This window comes from Streptomyces sp. NPDC039480 (assembly GCF_055597165.1).
Map to the genome: position 1 here is coordinate 68042 of NZ_JBVITX010000002.1, position 17421 is coordinate 85462.

The following is a 17421-nucleotide window of genomic DNA, read 5'->3' on the forward strand; positions in this document are numbered from 1 at the left end:
GAGGGGCGCGTCCCGCGCTTAGGGTGAGCGAGGGGCACACCCTGGGAGGTTGCCGTGCGCAAGGCTTGTGCAGTCGCCGGCGTCACCGTTCTGGTCGTCGCGGGAGCGGGCGTGACGGGGATATCGGGCGGGCCTGGTGCCGCCGTCGCCGATGACGGCGGTGGGCGGCCCGACCTGGCGCGCTTCTATACGCAGAAGATCAAGTGGGCCGCCTGCGAGGGCGACACCGAGGCCGTGGCCGAGGCCACGGGCGGCGCCGACGACATCCGGTGCGGGAAGGTGACCGTCCCCATCGACTACGCGAAGCCCGGCGCCGGAACCGTCGACCTCGCGATGATCCGGATGAAGTCCAGCACCAGCGGCAAGCCGCGCGGCTCCCTGCTGCTGAACTTCGGCGGACCCGGCGGGCCCGGCGTCTCCGCCCTCGCCGGGGCGCAGAAGGAGTTCGGCTTCCTGAGCAAGGACTACGACATCGTCTCCTTCGACCCGCGCGGGGTCGGCCAGAGCGCCCCGGTCAGCTGCGGCGACGCCGAGGAGAGCAGCGACCCCATGGCCGGCGGCGCGGAGGACCCGGCCGCCGTGCTGAAGGAGATGCGCAAGGTCGCCAAGGAGTGCGCGGACAGATCGGGACCCGTCCTGCCGCACATGGGGACCGTCAACGTCTCCCGCGACCTGGACGTCATGCGGCAGGCCCTCGACGACAAGAAGCTGAACTACCTGGGGTTCTCGTACGGGACCCGGCTCGGTGCCGTCTATGCCGCCCAGTTCCCGAAGAAGGTCGGGCGGATGGCGCTCGACGGCGTCGACACGCTGACCGAGCCCGTCGCCGCACAGTCCCTCGCCACCACCGAGGGACGCCAGACCGCCCTCGACAACTTCCTCACCTGGTGCACGGGGAACGCCGGTTGCGTCTTCGGCACGGACGCGCGCAACGCGCGGCAGAGCATGGTCACGCTCATCCAGGAGATGGACGAGATGCCGCTGCGCTCCCTGGACGGCGCCGAGTTCACCGGCCAGGACGTCGTCAGCGTACTCAGTCAGGCGCTGTACAGCAGGCAGGCCTGGCCCGCGCTCTCGCAGGCCCTGGGGGCGCTGCTCGCGGACGGTGATCCGAGGGCGCTGATCCGGATGAGCGGCGGGCTCGCCCACGCGCCCGTGCGGGAAGGGGCGGTCGACAGGGGTGAAGACGGGATGGGGGGAGAAGTGCCCGCGGACAATATGGCCGCCGCCCTCATGGCCGTGAACTGCGCCGACGATCCGGACCGGCCCGACGCCGCGCGCATAGAGAAGGAAGTCGGCAGGCTCCAGAAGGAGTTCGACGCCGCGTCGCCCGTCTTCGGCAAGTCGATGCTGATGCCCGTGCTGCTCTGCTTCGGGCGGCCGCCCGGGACCACCTACATCCGTGAGGACGTACGCGACGTGAAGACGCCGAAGCTGCTGCTCGTCGGCACGCGCGGCGACCCGGCCACGCCGTACCGGTGGACGGAGGAGACCGCGCGGCGGCTCGGCTCGCAGGCCGTCGTCCTGGACAACAAGGGCGACGGGCACACGGGTTACCTGGGTTCGGAGTGCGTGCAGGACAAGGTGAACGGGTTCCTGCTGTACGGCGAGACACCCAAGTCGGGGAGCTCGTGCGCGGCGGAGTGAGCGCGGGCGGTCACTTGGGTCGGTCAGGCCGGTGTGGTCAGGCCTGGGTGGTCAGGCCGAGCATCGCCTTCTCGTCGGGCGTGCCCTGCTGAGCCTGGTAGACCACCATGCGCTGGCCGCCCGTCCTCGCCAGTGCCATCACCTCGTACGTGAGCGTCATCGGACCCACCTTCGGGTGCTCGATCGTCTTGGTGCCGCCGCCGCGCTCGCTCACGTCGTACCGCTCCCATATGCGGGCGAAGTCCGGGGACTTCAGGAGGAGTTCGCCGACCAGGTTCGTCAGCTGGGGCGAATCGGTGTCGGTGCCGCCGATCGCGCGCAGGTGTGACACGGACTTGGCGACCGTCTCCTCCCACGGCCGGTACAGCGTGCGGCCGACGGGGTGCAGGAAGACGTAGCGGATGAGATTGCGCTGCTCGGCGGGCCACTCCCACAGGCCCGGGAGCAGCGCCTTGCCGGGGGCGTTCGCGGCCAGCATGTAGTTGTGCCTGCTCACCACGTACGCGGGCAGCGGGGCCAGCGCCTCCAGGGTGCGCAGCGTGGAGTCGCGGACCGTGTGGTCGGGCGTCGGGTGCGGTTCCGTGAGGCGGCCCGAGGCGAGTTCGGCCAGGTCGCGCAGGCGGTCGTGGGCGTCGCCCGTCAGGCGCAGGGCGCGGGCCAGGGCGTCGACGACGGCGGGGGAGGGGTTCGTCTCGCGGCCGCGCTCCATCCGCGTGTAGTAGTCGACGCTCACCCCGGCGAGGGTGGCGAGCTCCTCGCGGCGCAGGCCCGGTGTGCGGCGGATCCCCGCGCCTGCGGGGAGGCCCGCCTCGGCGGGGGTCACCTGGGCGCGGCGGGCGCGCAGGTACCGGCCCAGTTCCGTGCCGGTGCCGGCACCGGTGCCGGTCCTGGTGCTGGTGCTGGTGGCTCGCGTTGCGCTGTCCGTCATCCGCTCATTGTCCCTGGCGGGGTACGAGGGCCGGGGGTGGCGTGGGGGGCTGTGTCAGGGCCAGGAACGCGGGACCCCGGTGAGGTGCGGCCTGCCACGGCGTGGGGCTTCGGCGCAGAGTGGATGACGTCAGGCGGCTCGGCCGCCGTGGCCCAGGGGGTGCACGGCACCGGGCCGCGGCCGCGGTGGCCCGAGCCGCCTGCGCCTCGCGGTACCGGTTGTCCATCGCCTTGCCGCTCCGCGACGGGCCTTCCCCCACCCGTCCCACCCGCCGTCCATCTCACCGTAGGAGCCCCCATGTCCGCCGCCGTCCTCGCGCCCGGCTCCGTCCAAGACGGTGCCGCCCGGCCCGCTCGCTCCGGCCCGGTCGCGCTCGTCGCCGCCCTGCTCGGCTTCGCCGTCATCACCATCGACGTCACCGCCGTGAACATCGCGCTGCCCGACATCCGGGAAACCCTGCACGGGGGCATGGCGGGACTGCAGTGGGTCGTGGACGCGTACACGCTGATGTTCGCGGCGCTGATGCTGTCCGCCGGGGCGCTGGCCGACCGGGCGGGGGCGCGGCGGGCCTATGTGTGGGGCGTGGGGCTGTTCACCGTCGCGTCGCTGGCGTGCGCGCTCGCGCCCGGGATCGGCGCGCTGATCGCGGCCCGGGTCGCCCAGGGCGCGGGCGCCGCCGTCGTGATGCCCGCCTCGCTCGCGCTGATACGGCAGGCGTACGACGATCCGCGTCGCCGGGCCCGCGCCATCGCGCTGTGGACGGTGGGTGGTTCGGCATCCGTCGCGGTGGGGCCTGTGCTCGGCGGGGTGCTGACGGAGGCCGCCGGGTGGCGGTCCGTGTTCCTCCTCAACCTGCCCGTGGGCGCGGTGATCCTCGTCCTCCTGGCCCGTGTCGCACGCTCCCCGCGCCGCCCGGCGCCGCTCGACCTCGCGGGCCAGGTGACGGCCGTACTCGCCCTGGCCGGCCTCGCGTTCGCGGTCATCGAGGGCGGGCACCTGGGCTGGGGGAGCGCACCGGTGCTCGCCGCCTTCGCCGTGGCCGTCGCCGCCGGATTCGCCTTCCACCGCGCGGAGAAGCGGCACCCCGCGCCCATGGTGCCGCTCGAACTCCTGCGGCGGCGGCCGGTCTCGGTCGCCCTCGCGGTCGGCTTCGCCGTGAACGCCGGGTTCTACGGCGTGACCTTCCTCCTCGGCCTCTACTACCAGCAGCTGCGCGGCATGTCGGGCGTCGAGGCGGGCTTGATGTTCGTGCCGCTCGCCGCGTTCATCACCGGGACGAACCTCGTCTCGCCGCGTGCCGCCGAACGGCTCGGGCGGCGTACGGTGATCGTCCTCGGGCAGGCGATCCTCGCCGTGGCCATGTTCGCGCTCGTCCCGCTGACCGCCGATACGCCGCTGTGGCTCGTCCTCGTCCTGCTCGTCCCCACGGGCCTCGGCGGCGCCTTCGCGGTCCCCGCACTGACCGCCCAACTCCTCGACAGCGTCCCCGGCGAACGCGCCGGCACCGCATCGGGCCTCCTCAACTCCCTCCGCCAGACGGGCGGAGCGATGTCCGTGGCCCTCTTCGGAGCGCTCCTCGCGGGCGGCGGAAGTGGTGACGGCGCCTCGGGGTTCTCGCTCTCCGGGATGCACACGGGGCTGGTCGTCGCGGGCGCCACGCTCTGCGCGACGACGGCCCTCGCGGCGTGGCTGCTCCCTCGCGACTGACCCGCATAATTCCCACCGTGGACCTACGACCCGAGCTGCTGCCCCCGCCCGTATCCCCGGAACGCCTGGTCGCGCTCAGCCGCGAGATCGAGGGGGTCGCCGAGCTGGTGCGTGACGGGGCCGGGGACGAGCACGTTGCGGCGTTCAACGCGGCGACCGGGCACCGGTACGGGCCGTTCGACTTCGTCGAGTACGACGGGTGGCGGAGCCTGGAGGAGTTCGCTCGGGAGGCCGCGCGGCCCGCTTGGCCCCGGGTGCCGGATGTCACGCGGGACGAGCTCGTCGAGATCGTACGGCGGGTTCTGGCCGACCCGGCGTCCCCGGACTGCGACCACTACCTGCTGCTCCTCGCCGCGAACGTCCCGCACCCCCGCGCCCGCGACCTGGTCCTGGGCGCGGACCTGGGGCCGGAGAGCGGTGCCGACGCGGCGGGGCAGGTCGTCGATGCGTTGCTGAGCTACCGGGCGATCAGTCTCTGAAGCGTCGCCCGGCCCGCGCGGCCCCATGTCACCTTGCCGCCCGGCAGGCCCCGTTCGCCGTTGCGGCCGATGGCGATGAGGACCAGGGCCTGCAGGATCGCCCGGCCCCGAGCGCGCCGGATCGTCGCGTCGTCGGCCCGCGCGTACGCCTCGAAGAAGCGTGGTGCCGCCCCGTTGGGCAGGAGCAGCCACGCCGCCGCGAGGTCCGTCGCCGGGTCGCCCGCGCAGAGTTCGCCGAAGTCGATGACACCGGAGAGGGTGCCGTCGGTGACGACCGCGTTCGCGGGGTGCAGGTCGCCGTGCAGCCAGACGGGGGTGCCTTGCCATGGGGGTGCCGTGACGGCGTCCTCCCAGACGGTACGGAGGGCTGACGCGCCGCCGCCCACCTCCGGTGCCAGGTCGCGGAGTTGCTGTTCAAAGACGTGGGTGAGGGTGGGGAGGGGTGCCCCTCGCTCCTGGACGCGGGGTGCGTCCGCCGGGGCCTCCTTGTGCAGCGCGCGCAGGAACTCCGCCAGCGCCTCGGCCGCGTGGTCGGCCTGGCTGACCGGAGTGCGGTCGGCCGGGGAGCCCGGCACCCAGGCGGCGATGGTCCACGGCTGCGGGAAGCGGGGCGTCGGCTCGACCAGGTGCACGGGGGTCGGTACGGGGAGGGGGAGCGTGGGCGCGAGCGCCGGGAGCCAGCGGTGTTCTTTGCGGAGCAGCTCCGGGGCGCGTTCCGTGCGGGGCAGGCGGGCGGCCAGGTTCTGGCCCAGGCGCCAGAGTTCGTTGTCCCATCCCCTGACCGGGGAGTGGATCTCCAACTCCGCGAGCTCGGGGTGCTGCTCCTTGAGGAGGGCGCGGATCAGGGTCTCGGTGACCTCCTCCACGTCAGGCCTTGGCGTACGGGAGGAAGTGGGACCAGGTGGTGGGGGCTATGGAGAGGGTGGGTCCGGTGGGGTTCTTGGAGTCACGGATGTGGATCGCGTGGGCGCAGGACGATAGCTCTACGCATGTGCCGCCCTCACCGCCGCTGTGGCTCGACTTCCGCCAGTTGTAGGCGACTTCGAGGCACTCGCCGCCTTCGCCGCCGCTGTAGCTGGATTTCCGCCAGTTGTAGGCGACTTCGAGGCAGTCGCCGCCTTCGCCGCTGCTGTAGCTGGACTTGAACCAGTCCAGTTCCTCGGTGCTCATCGCTCTCCCAGCATCTTCTCGATCAGGGCTAGGGACTCTCGTGGGTTGAGAGCCAGTCCGCGCATGCTCCCATAGCGGTCGGCGATCAGCCGTACCTCTTCGGGGTCGGTGATCAGACGAGGATGCCCCTGCGCCTCCGTATAAGCCACCTGCTGTTTGCCCTTGGGGGTCAGCAGGTTGAAGGCGCTGTCCAGGTTCGGGTGTTCCTCGCGATCGGTCGGCAGCACGTACAGCTCTACGTTGCGTTTGCGGCCCATGCGGAGCAAGTGCCGCAACTGGGCCTCGTGCACCACACGTCCGCCAATCGGACGCTGCAGCGCAACCTCTTCCAGCACGTAGGTCACAGCCGGAGAGGGCCAGTGATCGAAGATCTGCTGGCGGGCCAAGCGGTCGGACACCCGCTTCTCGATGGTGGCGTCGTCGAGGAGGGGGCGCCGGTAGGTGAATACGGCGCGAGCGTAGTCCTCCGTCTGCAGAAGGCCGTGCACGGTCTGGTTGCAGTAGTGGTGCAGCTCCACCGCCTGCGCCTCCATGCTCGCGTACCCCCGGTACCAATCCGGGTGCCGAGTCCGCGACTTCGCCTGCGCTTCCCGTACGTCATCAGCAGCCGCCGCCAGCGCTCCCCTCGCGTCGAGCGGCCCGTCCACACGGATCAGGAATTCCGGCTGCGGAGTCCGTACGCCGCGCTCCATGGAGGAGATCAGCGCCTCCCCGCAATGCGCCACCTTGCCGAGCTCCCGCTGGCTCATGCCCGCGTGTTCGCGCAGGGCCTTGATCTGTTTGCCGAGTGCGCTGAAGAGGTGGGTCGTGCCGTCCGCCTGGGACGGCCGCTCCGGTCGTTCCTCATGGTCTGTGCTCGCCATGCCCGTACCGTCCTCGCGTGGTCACGGTTGACGCCTCGTACAGCCAGGGCCCCGTACTCGTACATCTACCCGGCGTCATGGCGTCGTACCTGGGCAGCGTAGAACCGCTCGGCCACGCTGAGTCACATGAATCCCCGAATGACCACCCACGTCAGCGACTCCGAGGCCGCACCCCAAAGGTTTGCCCAACTGCTCAGCCCCACCCGGCGAGGTGCCCGTCTCGCACGGCGCCTCGCCACCCACCAGCTCGACCTCTGGGGCATCCCGCACGGGAGCGAACTCTCCGACGCCGCCGCACACATCGTCGCCGAACTCGCGGCGAACGCCGTCACGCACGGCCACGTGGCCGGCCGCGACTTCGAGCTGCGCCTCGTCCGGACGAGGCCCGACACGCTCCGTATCGAGGTCGCGGACTGCCGGGGCGACCGACGGCCGGAGATCCAACGAGCCGGCCCCGACGGCGAGTCGGGACGCGGGCTGTACGTCGTCGAGGCGCTGGCCAGCGCCTGGGGCGTGACCGACCGCGTCGTCGGCAAGACCGTCTGGGCCGAGCTGCGCCACGAGGGGCAGCCCGCCGCTAGCCCACCGTGAAGCGCACCTCGTGGACGGAGTTCCGGGCGCCGGGCGGCGGCTGGACGCGGCCCGCCGAGTCCGTCGCGCGGGAGCGGACCGTGTGCGGGCCCGGCCGGAGCGTGCGGCGGAGGGAGAAGCCCTGCCAGGTCGGCTCGGCGCCGAGGGTGTCGAGTGTGGCGGGCTCCCATGGGCCGCCGTCGACGGACAGGTCGAGGCGGACGACCTCCGTCGTGCTCCAGGTGCGGCCCCGGAAGACCACATCTCCGGGCAGGACACGGGAGCCGTCCGCAGGGGCGAGGATCTTGCTGTTGACGTCCACCGCACGCACCGGCTGCGGGGCGTCGTCCCCCGGCAGCACCCGCGTATAGAACCTCGTCGTGAACATGTGCTGCGGCCGCTCCTCCGTGAGGACGACGCGGGTCAGCCACTTCACGGAGTTGGTGCCGAACATACGGGGGACCACGGCCCGCAGCGGCCACCCGTGGCGGGCGCGCAACGGCTCGCCGTTCATGCCGTGGGCGAGGAACACGTCACGGCGGGCGGTCTCCAGCGGGAGGTCCTTCACGTACGAGAGCCCGTCCTCGCCCTGGAAGGAGCCGGTGTCCGCGCCCTCGAAGCGCACGTGCCGCGCGGCGGGCAGCGGGCCCGCGCGGTCCAGGAGCGCGGCCAGCGGCAGGCCCGTCCACTCGATGTTCGTCACCGCGCGCGTGGGCGTGTCGGGGCGGAACGGGCTGCCGAAGCACTCGTGGACGGCGGTGAGCTGTTCGCGCGGGAGGGCGAGGAGCGCCGGCAGGTCGAGGCGCAGGGGGCGGGCCACCAGGCCCTCGACCGTCAGTGTCCAGGTCGCGGGGTCGATCTCGGGGAGGCCCAGGTGGGTGCGTACGAAGACGTTGTCCACAGGGGTGACGAAGTCGGGACCCGGCGCGGGGTCCGCCCGCGAGGGGTCACTCGGCGGTGGCGTCAACGGCGCCGCCTCCGTAGCGGACGTCACGTGAGTGGACGTCACGGGTGGCGTCATCGGGCGGCCTCCTTTCCGGCGGTGCCTTCCGGCTCCGCGCCCGGCTCCGCCGTGGGGCGGTGCGGCATCGTGTCGGACGCCTTCATCGCCAGGACGAACAGGGCCAGCATGGCCAGGGACAGGGCCGTGGGTGCCAAGAGCATGACGAGAAATCCCCCCGGTTCTCGAAGTCGTGCAAACCTCGAGATCCTAGGGGGACTCCGCCGCGCTGCCCACTAATTTTTCACCGACGACCCGCAGGCCGTCCCAATCCCCGCGCCCGCGTCAGCAGTTGCCGCGCGCCGGCTTGCCCGCGAACCGGTCCGCCAGCCACCCTGCCGCGAACGGCGACTGCGTGATCACCCCGCTGACGTGTTCGCCGACGGCCACCTTGTGCCACTCCACGTTCGCGCCCCGCGCGCACCAGTCCTCGCGGACCTTCTTGCCCACGCTGTACGGGATGAGCTCGTCGCCGAGCGCGTGGTACTGGTACACGGGTGCGTCCGGCTTGACCGTGCCGACCCGTGACTCGTTCAGGCGCTGCTGCCAGTCGGCCTGGTGGAGGGGGTTCTTCGTGGTCATCGACGAGATCGGCTTGAACGCGCCGAGCACGGCGGCGTCCGCGACGCAGGCGTTCCGCAGGGCCGCGATGAGCTTCTCGCCCTTCGGGTTGAGGTAGGAGGCGAGGTTCAGCTCGGGGAAGGCCGCGTCCTGGCCGATCGCCGCCAGGAAGATCAGGCCCGAGCCGTACGAGCCGTCGTTGAACTTCGCGACCTTCATGAGGTCGCCGGGGATGCCGCCGGTCGCCGTGCCCTTGACGTCGAGGTCGGGGGCGTACGAACCGTGCAGTTCGGCCGCCCACGACGAGGCCTGGCCGCCCTGCGAGTAGCCCATGATGCCGACCGGCGTGTCCTCGCCGAGGCCCGCCTCGGGCAGCCGGATCGCGGCGCGGGCGGCGTCCAGCACGGCGTGGCCCTCGGCGCGGCCGACCGTGTAGGTGTGGTCGCCGGGGGTGCCGAGGCCCTCGTAGTCGGTGACGACCACCGCCCAGCCGCGCAGGGTCAGCTGCTGGATGAGGTTGGCCTCCACGGTGGTGCCCTTGGGGAAGCCCGCGCTGGGCGCGCAGTGGTCGCCGACGCCGACGGTCCCGACGGCGTACGTGATCAGGGGGCGGGGGCCCTCGCGGCCGTCCTGGGGCACGATGACCGTGCCGGAGACGGTGTTCGGCGCGCCCTTGGCCGTGGTCGAGCGGTAGTGGATCTTCCAGGCCTTCGTCTTCGTGGGCTGACCGGGCAGGGGGTGGAAGCTGCTCGGCTCGGAGCTCACGACGTCGCCGGGGGAGCCGGCCGAGCCGGACGGGCCGAGCAGTCCGAGGGGGCCGGAGGGGCCGAGAGGACCGGCGGAGCCGAGGGCGCCGGAAGAGCTGAGGGGGCCGCCGGCCGAGCCGGGGGACCCGGAGTCCTCGGCGTGCGCGGCGGTGAGCGGGGTGACGGCCGACAGACCGAGCGCGGCCACCACGGCCCACGCTCTGACGCTGGTACGTGTGTGCATGCGGCTCTCCCAACTGTCCTCAGGGGCGGAGGGGTGTTCTGACAATGACCGTAATGACCGGCGAGTAATCCATGGGTGACCCGGACGCTCACCTTCGTTGACTTCTGCTCACACTCAGCCGACCGGGTCTTCCGCTCACAGGTATCCAGCGGGCCGCCCCAACGCTACGTTCACAGAAGGGAAGCCGCGGGCTGCCGGGAGCACGCGGGTGACGCCGCCGGTGCCGTCACGGCGTACGAGGAACCACGAGCGCAGAACCACGAGCGCAGAACCGCGAGAGCAGGAACCACGAGAGCAGGAGTCACACGCCGGGAGCAGACCCACCGCCCGACCCCGAACGGAGACCGTCATGCCGGAAGAGACAAGCCAGCCGCGGCCCGCCCGCCTCGACCAGGCGCTCGCCTGCTTCTACGAGGCCCGCGGCCTGACGGACCCCGAGGATTCGCCGGGCGTCTACGGCATCGTCCTGCACGACATCGCCGACACCTACCGCGACGCCGACGACCTCGAGGAGGCCGCCGAGTACTTCCGGCAGGCCGTCTCGTACAAGCAGCGGGCCGGCAACCCGAGCGACCTCGCGACGACGATGACCGCCCTCGCCAACACCCTGGCGGCGCTGGGCGAGCGGAGCGAGGCGCGCGACGTCCTGGCGCGGCTGGCCGAGGAGGCCCCGAAGATCCCGGACACCGAGCGGCGGGCCGCCGTCCTGCACAACATGGCGCTCACGTACGAGGAGCTGGGGCGGGCCGGCGTCGAGGGGGCCTACGCCGACGGGGTCGCCGCCTGCCAGGCCGTCCTCGCCCTGGTCGACGGCGAGAGCGACCCGGGCTGGTACGCCTCCGTCCTCAAGGACATGGGCGACGCCTACGACGCGCAGGACATGGTGGCGCAGGCACACGCCGCCTACGAGGAGGCCGTCCGCTACACGCGGCGCATCGAGGAGACGTCCACGTCGCTGATCACGGTGCTCATCGCACTCGGCCGCACCAGCCGGCGCCTCGGCAAACTGGAGGGCGAGACGACGGTGCGCGCGGACGCCGCGGCGGTCAACGGCGCGGTGTTCGACGAGCCGGGCGGTCAGGCTCGGGGTGCGTCGTCCGGAGGTCGGACGGGGGCGGCGCCTGATGGTGCGGGGGGCGAGCCGACGGGCGGCGAGGAGTCGTAAGGGGCGCAGGCGGGAGCGGCGGAGCCGGGGCCCGGGACACAGGACCGGACCGTCTCCGTCCGGTACGCCCCGGGCGTCGTCCCCGTCCACCGGCGGAACGCCCGGTGGAACGCCGTGTCCTCGGAGAAGCCGAGCCGCGCCGCGAGCTCCGCGATCGGCTCCCGTCCCTCCACCAGACCGGCGATCGCCGCGTCCCGCCGCACCGCGTCCTTCAGCTGCTGGTACGACGTGGACTCCTCGGCAAGGCGGCGGCGCAGCGTCGCCGGGCTCACCGCGAGGCGCGCCGCGATCTCGCCGAGCGACGGCAGCCGCGGCGAGGTGCGCAGGGCGCGGGCGAGGACGCGGCGCACCTGCTCGGCGACCGTCGTGCCGTACTCGCGCCGGGAGAGCAGCTCGAAGGGTGCCCGGCGCAGCATCTCGTCCAGCGCCGCCTCGTCCCTGATCAGCGGCGCGTCCAGCCAGTGCGGGTCGAAGCCGGCGCCGGTGCGCTCGGCGCCGAACCGCACGGCACAGCCGAAGAGCAGCTCGTACTCGTCCTTGTGCGGGGGCGGCGGATGCCCGAACTCGGCCCAGCGCAGCGGGATGCGGCGGCCGATCAGCCAGCTGCACAGGCGGTGCCAGATGATGACGAGACACTCGGCGAGGAAGTAGTCCTGTTCCAGGTCGTCGCGGACGCCGAACACCGCCTCGTCGTCGCGGCGTTCGAGGACGAGGTCGGGGCCGCCGGGGAACAGGCCGTAGAAGGTGACGCCGCGCCGCACCGCGGAGCCGAGGTCGCCGCAGCCCAGCGAGGCCTGGCACATCATCGCGAACGTCCCCGGTCTGCTGACGGCGGAGCCGAGGCCGAGGAACTCGTCCTGCGTGACGCGGTACAGCTCGCGGAAGAGCCGGGCGAACTGGGGCGCGGTGACCCGGGCCCGGTCGTCGCCGAGGAGCAGCGGCGGGATCTGCGCCCCGCGCAGCAGCGGCACGGTGTCCACGCCGCGCCGCTCGGCGCCGCGCAGCACGGCCCGTACATGGTGCACGGTGATCGTCCGCCTGGCCATGTCACGACGGTAGTGACGGCTGAGCGGACCGGCCAGTGCTGCTGACGTTTCGCGTCATCCCGGGAGCCGGGTGCGGTCCCTAGCGTCGTACGCATGCAGCAGACGCGGAAGGACCCACTCAAGCCGTCCGAACTGCCCGGCAGTCTGGCGCTCCTGGCGGAGTGGGCGGCGGAGCGGCACGGGGAGCCGCCGGGGTCACCGGGGGAGTCACCGGGGAATCTGCCCGCTCTGCGCTTCCGGCGCGACGGGGCGTGGGCCGAGATGTCGTACGCGGAACTCCGGGACGCCGCACGGCGGGTGGGCCGGGGCCTGCTCGCACTCGGCGTCCTCTCGGACGACCGTGTGGCGGTCCTCGCCGAGACCCGTCCCGAGTGGACGTGCACCCACTTCGGCGTGCTCGCGGCGGGCGCCGTCGTGGTCCCGGTCTATCCGACGGCGGGGGACGACGAGGTCGCCTGGGTCCTGTCGGACTCGGGCGCGACGGTGGTGATCTGCGAGGACGCGGCGCAGGCGGCGAAGATCGAGCGGCTGCGGGAGCGGTTCCCGGACGTGCGGCACGTGATCCTCATGACGGAGGAACCCGCCGAACTGGCCGCACTCGACGCTCTCTTGGCGCGGGCGGAGGGCCGCCGGGCGGACGACCTCGCCACGATCATCTACACCTCCGGCACGACAGGGCCGCCCAAGGGCTGTCTGCTCACGCACGGCAATCTGCTCGCCGTGCAGGCTGCCGCCGTGCCGCTCGTCGACGGCGGCCCCGGCGACACGACGTACCTCTACCTCCCGCTCGCCCATCTCCTCGCCCAGCTCATCGAGTTCACGACGCTCATCGGGGGCGGCACGCTCACCTTCTTCGGCGGGCGCATCGAGGACGTGGTCTCCGAGCTGGCGGAGGCGCGCCCCACCCATCTGCCGTCCGTACCCCGGCTGTTCGAGAAGGTGCGGTCCGTGGTGCTGTCCCCCGCCGAGGCGCAGGAGGGCGGGCGCGAACGGTTCGAGGAGGCCGTCCGCATCGGGGTCCTCGCCGCCGACGGCAAGCTGCCCGCCGAGCTGAGGGAGGCGTACGAAGCGGCCGACAAGGCCCTCTACAGCCTGGTCCGGCAGGCGCTCGGCGGCCGCGTCCGGTGGGCGCTGACCGGCGGCGCGCCCATCGCGCCCGACACCGTCGACTTCCTGCGGGCCTGCGGCATCGCGGTCTACGAGGGGTACGGGATGACGGAGTCGGCGGGCGTCCTCACCCTCAACCACCCGGGCGCGGTCCGGTACGGCACGGTCGGCCGCCCCGTGGACGGCGTCGAGCTGCGCATCGCGGACGACGGGGAGGTCCTGGCGCGGGGCGCCATGGTCTTCCTCGGCTACCACAACAACCCCCGTGCCACGCGCGAGGTCATCGACGACGAGGGGTGGCTGCACACCGGGGACCTCGGCGCCCTCGACGAGGACGGGTTCCTCACGATCACGGGCCGCAAGAAAGACCTCATCATCACGTCCGGCGGCAAGAACCTCACCCCGTCGCTGACCGAACTGGCCCTCCAGACCACCCGCTTCGTGTCCCGGGCCGTCATGGTCGGCGACAACCGCCCCTACCCGGTCGCGCTCATCACGCTGGACGCGGAGGAGATCACGGCGTGGGCCGAACGCGAGGATGTGCGGCTGACGGACCCGCCGTCCCGCGACCCCCGCGTCCGCGCACTGGTCCAGGAGGCCGTGGACACCGCCAACGCCACGGTCTCCCGCCCCGCCCGTATCCGCGCGTTCGCGCTCCTGGACGAGGACTTCACCGTGGAGGGCGGCCTCCTCACCCCGAGCCTGAAGGTCCGCAGGAAGGCGGTGACGGAGCGGTACGCGGGGGTGGTGGAGGGCCTGTACGAGCAGTAGCCCCACGACCCGGGAGCTACTGGACGCCCACCAGACGCAGCAGCGCCGTGGTCGCCGCCGCGCCCACCACGACCACGGCGAACGGCGCCTTGCGCCAGGCGAGGACGCCGCCGACCAGGACACCGAGGGGCCGCGCCCAGCCCGCGAAGTCCTGGCCCTCGGTGAGGGCGCCGGTGGCGAGGAGGGCGACCAGGAGGACCGTGGCGGCGACGGCCAGCAACTCCTGCACCCGGGGTGGGAGTTCGACGCGGCCGTGCAGGACCGGGCCCGCCAGGCGGAAGACGTACGTGCCCGCGGCGAGGGCGAGGACGCAGGCGAGTGTGGCGTTCATGAGGTGCTCCTCGAAGAGGCGGGGCGGGGGCGGCGCGCCGCGAGCAGGCCGAGCAGGGCGAGCAGCACCGGCACCCCGGCGGGCAGCAGCGGCGCCGAGACCACCGCGATGACGGCACCCGCCGCCGCGGCCCGTCGCGCCGCGCTGTCGCTCCGCAGCGCGGGCAGCACCAGCGCGAGCAGCACCGCGGGGAACGCGGCGTCGAGGCCGAACCGGTCGGTGTCGCCGAGCGCGGACCCGGCGAGGGCGCCCGCCAGCACGCTCAGGTTCCAGGCGACGAACAGGCCGACGCCGGATATCCAGAAGGCGGCCCTGCGCTGCCGGCGCCCGCGCTGGGCCAGTACGAAGGCCGCGGTCTCGTCGGTGACCAGATGCGCGCCGATCAGCCGCGCCGCCCAGGACCGGCCGAGGTCGTCGGCGAGCGCCAGACTGAACGCCGCCGTGCGGGAGTTGAGGAGCAGCCCGGTCGCCGCCGCGGCCACCGGGCCGCCGCCCGCCGTGAGGATGCCGACCGCGCTGAACTGGGCGGAGCCCGCGTACACCAGCAGCGACATGAGCACCGGCACCCACACGGGCAGCCCGCCGCCGACGGCGATGGCGCCGAAGGAGACGCCGACGACGGCGTCGGCGAGCCAGACGAGCGCGATGTCGCGCAGGACGCCGGGTGGGAGGTCGGACAGGCGGACGAGGCCCTTGGGCGGGTCCGCGGGTATCGCGCCCGTTCGGTCGGACGGGTCGTCTGTTCGGTGTGGCGAACGCATGGGTCGTAGGATGGATGGAGCGGGGCGCGTTCGTCAAGGCGAACGATCAGTCCGCTGTGCCGAACAGGAGAGGGTCAGAGGAAACTGTGATGACCGACGGGTCCCGCATGCCGCGCGAGTGGGTCGCCGCCGCCCTGCGCCGGGAGCGCACCAGGGCCGGCCTCTCCCTCTCCGAGCTGGCCAAACGCGCCGGCATCGCCAAGTCCACGCTCTCCCAGCTGGAGGCGGCCACCGGCAACCCCGGCATCGAGACGCTCTGGTCGCTGGCCGTCGCGCTCGGCGTGCCGTTCAGCGTGCTCGTGGAGTCTCCCGCGCCCGCCGTGACGGTGATCCGCGCGGGCGAGGGTCCGACCATGCACGCCGAGAACTCGTCCTACGCGGGCACGCTGCTCTCCGCCGGGCCGACCGGCGTGCGGCGCGACATCTACCACGGGGCTCTGGAGCCGGGCGCGGCCCGTGAGTCCGACCCGCACATCCCGGGGTCGGTGGAGCACCTCGTCATCAGCACGGGCCGGCTGCTCGCGGGCCCGCGCGGCGAGGCGGTGGAGCTGGCTCCGGGGGACTACATGTCGTATCGCGGGGATGTCGAACATTCGTACGAGGCGCTGGAGCCCGGCACGACGTTCGTGATGATCATGCAGCACACCTAGGGCCGCCAGGGCCCAGGGCCGGGGCCCAGGGGCCGGAAAAGGCAGGAGCCCCGCTTCCCCCGCTCGCGCGGAGGAGCAGGGCTCCTTGGGTACTGCATCCATGTCCGGATCAAGTCACCGGAGGAATCACACGACTCACTGACGTGAGGCGTCCGATTACTGGGGGGTGACGTTCTCCGCCTGCGGACCCTTCGGGCCCTGCGTCACGTCGAAGGAAACGGCCTGGTTCTCCTCGAGGGAGCGGAAGCCGTTCGCGTTGATCGCGGAGTAGTGGACGAAGACGTCCGGGCCGCCGCCTTCCTGGGCGATGAAGCCAAAGCCCTTTTCAGCGTTGAACCACTTCACGGTTCCGGTAGCCATAAGCCCTCCTTGGGCCAAAGGGTTGCCCTGCTCCAGAACCAGCGATTGTTTAAACAACTGCATAAGTCTGAAAACGACGAGAGCCTGCGGGTTACATGCTCCGCAGGCTCTGTACTGCAAGGGAAACCAAACTGCAACTTGCGGCGAGCTTAGCACGCAGACCCGGGAATGCAATAGGGGGCAAGATCACGTCACCCGGATGTTTGACGGGGCTCCCGACGGGGTTGACGGAGGGGGTCGCGCGGGCGCGTCGGGCCCCCGGCGCCCGAACCCTCCCGCACGAGGGCTAGCCTCGCCGATGTGGACAATTCTCCCCTGAACGCCTTCGCGGGGGCAGGCGCCGAACAGTCGCACGACTCCCGCCGCATTCCCCGGCCCCGCGTCGGTCACATCCAGTTCCTGAACTGCCTGCCCCTGTACTGGGGGCTCGCGCGGACCGGAACGCTCCTCGACTTCGAGCTGACCAAGGACACCCCGGAGAAGCTCAGCGAGCAGCTGGTCAGGGGCGAGCTCGACATCGCGCCCGTGACGCTCGTCGAGTTCCTGAAGAACGCCGACGACCTGATCGCCTTCCCCGACCTCGCGGTCGGCTGCGACGGGCCCGTCATGTCCTGCGTGATCGTCTCGCAGGTGCCGCTGGACCGGCTCGACGGCGCCCGGGTGGCGCTCGGCTCCACCTCCCGCACCTCTGTGCGGCTCGCGCAGCTGCTGCTCGCCGAGCGGTACGGCGTGCGGCCCGACTACTACACCTGCCCGCCCGACCTGGGGCTGATGATGCGGGAGGCGGACGCCGCCGTCCTCATCGGCGACGCGGCGCTGCGCGCGAACCTCATCGACGGGCCGCGGCTCGGCCTGGACGTGTACGACCTCGGACAGCTGTGGAAGGAGTGGACGGGCCTGCCGTTCGTCTTCGCCGTCTGGGCCGCCCGGCGCGACTACGCGGCGCGCGAGCCGGAGGTCGTGAGCGCCGTGCACAAGGCCTTCCTCGCCTCCCGCGACCTCTCCCTGGAGGAGGTCGGGAAGGTCGCCGAGCAGGCCGCGCGCTGGGAGTCCTTCGACGCCGAGATCCTGGAGCGGTACTTCACGACGCTCGACTTCCGCTTCGGCGCCGAGCAGCTGGCCGGCGTCACCGAGTTCGCCCGCCGGGTCGGCCCGACGACGGGCTTCCCCGCGGACGTCCACGTGGAGCTCCTGAAGCCGTAGCGAAGCCGTGGCCGAGAGCCGCGGCCGAGCCGCGGCGGCGAAGGCGCGGCAATTCGCCCGGGCAATATCGGAATACGGCCGATAACGCAATAGCGTCCGGCCTTCGGATTGC

The 17421-nt window shown here is 72.4% G+C and carries 19 protein-coding genes; 8 read left to right on the forward strand and 11 right to left on the reverse strand.

What is annotated here, in order from left to right; all coding sequences use genetic code 11:
* Positions 1 to 54: 54 nt before the first annotated feature.
* Positions 55 to 1647, forward strand: coding sequence for an alpha/beta hydrolase (locus tag ACZ56E_RS06230; RefSeq protein WP_471211718.1), 1593 nt, complete (start codon positions 55 to 57; stop codon positions 1645 to 1647).
* Between the two features lie 37 nt (positions 1648 to 1684).
* Here the strand turns inward: ACZ56E_RS06230 and ACZ56E_RS06235 are convergent, their stop codons facing one another.
* The gene (locus ACZ56E_RS06235) at positions 1685 to 2575 is read right to left on the reverse strand and encodes a helix-turn-helix transcriptional regulator (RefSeq protein ID WP_471211720.1); all 891 of its coding nucleotides are present in this window, start codon (positions 2573 to 2575) and stop codon (positions 1685 to 1687) included.
* A gap of 297 nt (positions 2576 to 2872) precedes the next feature.
* Between ACZ56E_RS06235 and ACZ56E_RS06240 the strand changes: the two genes are divergently transcribed.
* Positions 2873 to 4282: an MFS transporter gene (locus ACZ56E_RS06240; protein ID WP_471211723.1), complete on the forward strand. Its 1410-nt coding sequence runs from the start codon at positions 2873 to 2875 to the stop codon at positions 4280 to 4282.
* Positions 4283 to 4299: 17 nt separating this feature from the next.
* Positions 4300 to 4761, forward strand: a complete 462-nt coding sequence (locus tag ACZ56E_RS06245) for a hypothetical protein (protein WP_471211725.1) — start codon at positions 4300 to 4302, stop codon at positions 4759 to 4761.
* On the opposite strand, the gene ACZ56E_RS06250 is transcribed toward ACZ56E_RS06245, so the two are convergent.
* Genes ACZ56E_RS06250 through ACZ56E_RS06260 form a run of 3 tightly spaced genes read right to left on the reverse strand, consistent with a single transcriptional unit; the run spans position 4740 to position 6794 of the window.
* The gene (locus ACZ56E_RS06250; protein ID WP_471211728.1) at positions 4740 to 5627 is read right to left on the reverse strand and encodes an aminoglycoside phosphotransferase family protein; all 888 of its coding nucleotides are present in this window, start codon (positions 5625 to 5627) and stop codon (positions 4740 to 4742) included. The two genes, ACZ56E_RS06245 and ACZ56E_RS06250, sit on opposite strands and share 22 nt — an antisense overlap.
* A gap of 1 nt (position 5628) precedes the next feature.
* Positions 5629 to 5931, reverse strand: a complete 303-nt coding sequence (locus tag ACZ56E_RS06255) for a DUF397 domain-containing protein (RefSeq protein WP_471211730.1) — start codon at positions 5929 to 5931, stop codon at positions 5629 to 5631.
* Entirely contained in the window at positions 5928 to 6794 is an 867-nt protein-coding gene (locus ACZ56E_RS06260; protein ID WP_471211732.1) for a helix-turn-helix domain-containing protein, read from the reverse strand. The genes ACZ56E_RS06255 and ACZ56E_RS06260 overlap by 4 nt, the downstream gene beginning before the upstream one ends.
* Before the next feature lie 126 nt (positions 6795 to 6920).
* Between ACZ56E_RS06260 and ACZ56E_RS06265 the strand changes: the two genes are divergently transcribed.
* A complete protein-coding gene (locus tag ACZ56E_RS06265; protein WP_471211733.1) occupies positions 6921 to 7385 on the forward strand; it encodes an ATP-binding protein in 465 nt (154 codons plus the stop codon).
* On the opposite strand, the gene ACZ56E_RS06270 is transcribed toward ACZ56E_RS06265, so the two are convergent.
* The 3 genes from ACZ56E_RS06270 to ACZ56E_RS06280 all read right to left on the reverse strand — a co-directional run bounded on the left by ACZ56E_RS06270 (position 7372) and on the right by ACZ56E_RS06280 (position 9915).
* Positions 7372 to 8385 (reverse strand): molybdopterin-dependent oxidoreductase, encoded by a 1014-nt coding sequence (locus ACZ56E_RS06270; RefSeq protein ID WP_471211734.1) that lies wholly within the window; start codon positions 8383 to 8385, stop codon positions 7372 to 7374. The two genes, ACZ56E_RS06265 and ACZ56E_RS06270, sit on opposite strands and share 14 nt — an antisense overlap.
* Positions 8382 to 8528, reverse strand: a complete 147-nt coding sequence (locus ACZ56E_RS06275) for a hypothetical protein (protein ID WP_468604285.1) — start codon at positions 8526 to 8528, stop codon at positions 8382 to 8384. Before ACZ56E_RS06275 ends, ACZ56E_RS06270 begins: the two co-directional genes overlap by 4 nt.
* Before the next feature lie 121 nt (positions 8529 to 8649).
* On the reverse strand, positions 8650 to 9915 hold the full coding sequence (locus ACZ56E_RS06280) for a lipase family protein (RefSeq protein WP_471211737.1): 1266 nt from the start codon (positions 9913 to 9915) through the stop codon (positions 8650 to 8652).
* 349 nt (positions 9916 to 10264) lie between these two features.
* On the opposite strand from ACZ56E_RS06280, the gene ACZ56E_RS06285 reads away from it, so the two are divergent.
* Complete coding sequence (locus ACZ56E_RS06285; protein WP_471211740.1) at positions 10265 to 11080, forward strand: tetratricopeptide repeat protein; 816 nt, start codon at positions 10265 to 10267, stop codon at positions 11078 to 11080.
* On the opposite strand, the gene ACZ56E_RS06290 is transcribed toward ACZ56E_RS06285, so the two are convergent.
* Positions 10993 to 12126: an AraC family transcriptional regulator gene (locus tag ACZ56E_RS06290; RefSeq protein ID WP_471211742.1), complete on the reverse strand. Its 1134-nt coding sequence runs from the start codon at positions 12124 to 12126 to the stop codon at positions 10993 to 10995. The genes ACZ56E_RS06285 and ACZ56E_RS06290 overlap by 88 nt on opposite strands.
* A gap of 93 nt (positions 12127 to 12219) precedes the next feature.
* On the opposite strand from ACZ56E_RS06290, the gene ACZ56E_RS06295 reads away from it, so the two are divergent.
* Positions 12220 to 14004 (forward strand): AMP-dependent synthetase/ligase, encoded by a 1785-nt coding sequence (locus tag ACZ56E_RS06295; RefSeq protein ID WP_471211744.1) that lies wholly within the window; start codon positions 12220 to 12222, stop codon positions 14002 to 14004.
* Positions 14005 to 14020: 16 nt separating this feature from the next.
* Here ACZ56E_RS06295 and ACZ56E_RS06300 read toward each other — a convergent pair whose 3' ends face one another.
* Together ACZ56E_RS06300 and ACZ56E_RS06305 are read right to left on the reverse strand one after the other, a co-directional pair.
* Positions 14021 to 14335 (reverse strand): AzlD domain-containing protein, encoded by a 315-nt coding sequence (locus ACZ56E_RS06300; protein ID WP_471211746.1) that lies wholly within the window; start codon positions 14333 to 14335, stop codon positions 14021 to 14023.
* The gene (locus tag ACZ56E_RS06305) at positions 14332 to 15096 is read right to left on the reverse strand and encodes an AzlC family ABC transporter permease (RefSeq protein WP_471211749.1); all 765 of its coding nucleotides are present in this window, start codon (positions 15094 to 15096) and stop codon (positions 14332 to 14334) included. The genes ACZ56E_RS06300 and ACZ56E_RS06305 overlap by 4 nt, the downstream gene beginning before the upstream one ends.
* An 89-nt stretch (positions 15097 to 15185) precedes the next feature.
* On the opposite strand from ACZ56E_RS06305, the gene ACZ56E_RS06310 reads away from it, so the two are divergent.
* Complete coding sequence (locus ACZ56E_RS06310; protein WP_468604298.1) at positions 15186 to 15746, forward strand: helix-turn-helix domain-containing protein; 561 nt, start codon at positions 15186 to 15188, stop codon at positions 15744 to 15746.
* A 156-nt stretch (positions 15747 to 15902) separates the two neighbouring features.
* Here the strand turns inward: ACZ56E_RS06310 and ACZ56E_RS06315 are convergent, their stop codons facing one another.
* Positions 15903 to 16106, reverse strand: coding sequence for a cold-shock protein (locus ACZ56E_RS06315; protein WP_018528239.1), 204 nt, complete (start codon positions 16104 to 16106; stop codon positions 15903 to 15905).
* 366 nt (positions 16107 to 16472) lie between these two features.
* Between ACZ56E_RS06315 and ACZ56E_RS06320 the strand changes: the two genes are divergently transcribed.
* Complete coding sequence (locus ACZ56E_RS06320; RefSeq protein ID WP_471213072.1) at positions 16473 to 17309, forward strand: menaquinone biosynthetic enzyme MqnA/MqnD family protein; 837 nt, start codon at positions 16473 to 16475, stop codon at positions 17307 to 17309.
* Positions 17310 to 17421: the final 112 nt, after the last annotated feature.

What these genes read in the sequence shown, in the direction of transcription:
- ACZ56E_RS06295 (WP_471211744.1), top strand. Translation starts at nt 12,220, where the DNA reads ATGCAGCAGACGCGGAAGGACCCACTCAAGCCGTCCGAACTGCCCGGC.
- ACZ56E_RS06255 (WP_471211730.1), bottom strand. Translation starts at nt 5,931, where the DNA reads ATGAGCACCGAGGAACTGGACTGGTTCAAGTCCAGCTACAGCAGCGGC.
- ACZ56E_RS06275 (WP_468604285.1), bottom strand. Translation starts at nt 8,528, where the DNA reads ATGCTCTTGGCACCCACGGCCCTGTCCCTGGCCATGCTGGCCCTGTTC.
- ACZ56E_RS06235 (WP_471211720.1), bottom strand. Translation starts at nt 2,575, where the DNA reads ATGACGGACAGCGCAACGCGAGCCACCAGCACCAGCACCAGGACCGGC.
- ACZ56E_RS06260 (WP_471211732.1), bottom strand. Translation starts at nt 6,794, where the DNA reads ATGGCGAGCACAGACCATGAGGAACGACCGGAGCGGCCGTCCCAGGCG.
- ACZ56E_RS06265 (WP_471211733.1), top strand. Translation starts at nt 6,921, where the DNA reads ATGAATCCCCGAATGACCACCCACGTCAGCGACTCCGAGGCCGCACCC.
- ACZ56E_RS06280 (WP_471211737.1), bottom strand. Translation starts at nt 9,915, where the DNA reads ATGCACACACGTACCAGCGTCAGAGCGTGGGCCGTGGTGGCCGCGCTC.
- ACZ56E_RS06270 (WP_471211734.1), bottom strand. Translation starts at nt 8,385, where the DNA reads ATGACGCCACCCGTGACGTCCACTCACGTGACGTCCGCTACGGAGGCG.
- ACZ56E_RS06315 (WP_018528239.1), bottom strand. Translation starts at nt 16,106, where the DNA reads ATGGCTACCGGAACCGTGAAGTGGTTCAACGCTGAAAAGGGCTTTGGC.
- ACZ56E_RS06290 (WP_471211742.1), bottom strand. Translation starts at nt 12,126, where the DNA reads ATGGCCAGGCGGACGATCACCGTGCACCATGTACGGGCCGTGCTGCGC.
- ACZ56E_RS06305 (WP_471211749.1), bottom strand. Translation starts at nt 15,096, where the DNA reads ATGCGTTCGCCACACCGAACAGACGACCCGTCCGACCGAACGGGCGCG.
- ACZ56E_RS06285 (WP_471211740.1), top strand. Translation starts at nt 10,265, where the DNA reads ATGCCGGAAGAGACAAGCCAGCCGCGGCCCGCCCGCCTCGACCAGGCG.
- ACZ56E_RS06240 (WP_471211723.1), top strand. Translation starts at nt 2,873, where the DNA reads ATGTCCGCCGCCGTCCTCGCGCCCGGCTCCGTCCAAGACGGTGCCGCC.
- ACZ56E_RS06310 (WP_468604298.1), top strand. Translation starts at nt 15,186, where the DNA reads ATGACCGACGGGTCCCGCATGCCGCGCGAGTGGGTCGCCGCCGCCCTG.
- ACZ56E_RS06300 (WP_471211746.1), bottom strand. Translation starts at nt 14,335, where the DNA reads ATGAACGCCACACTCGCCTGCGTCCTCGCCCTCGCCGCGGGCACGTAC.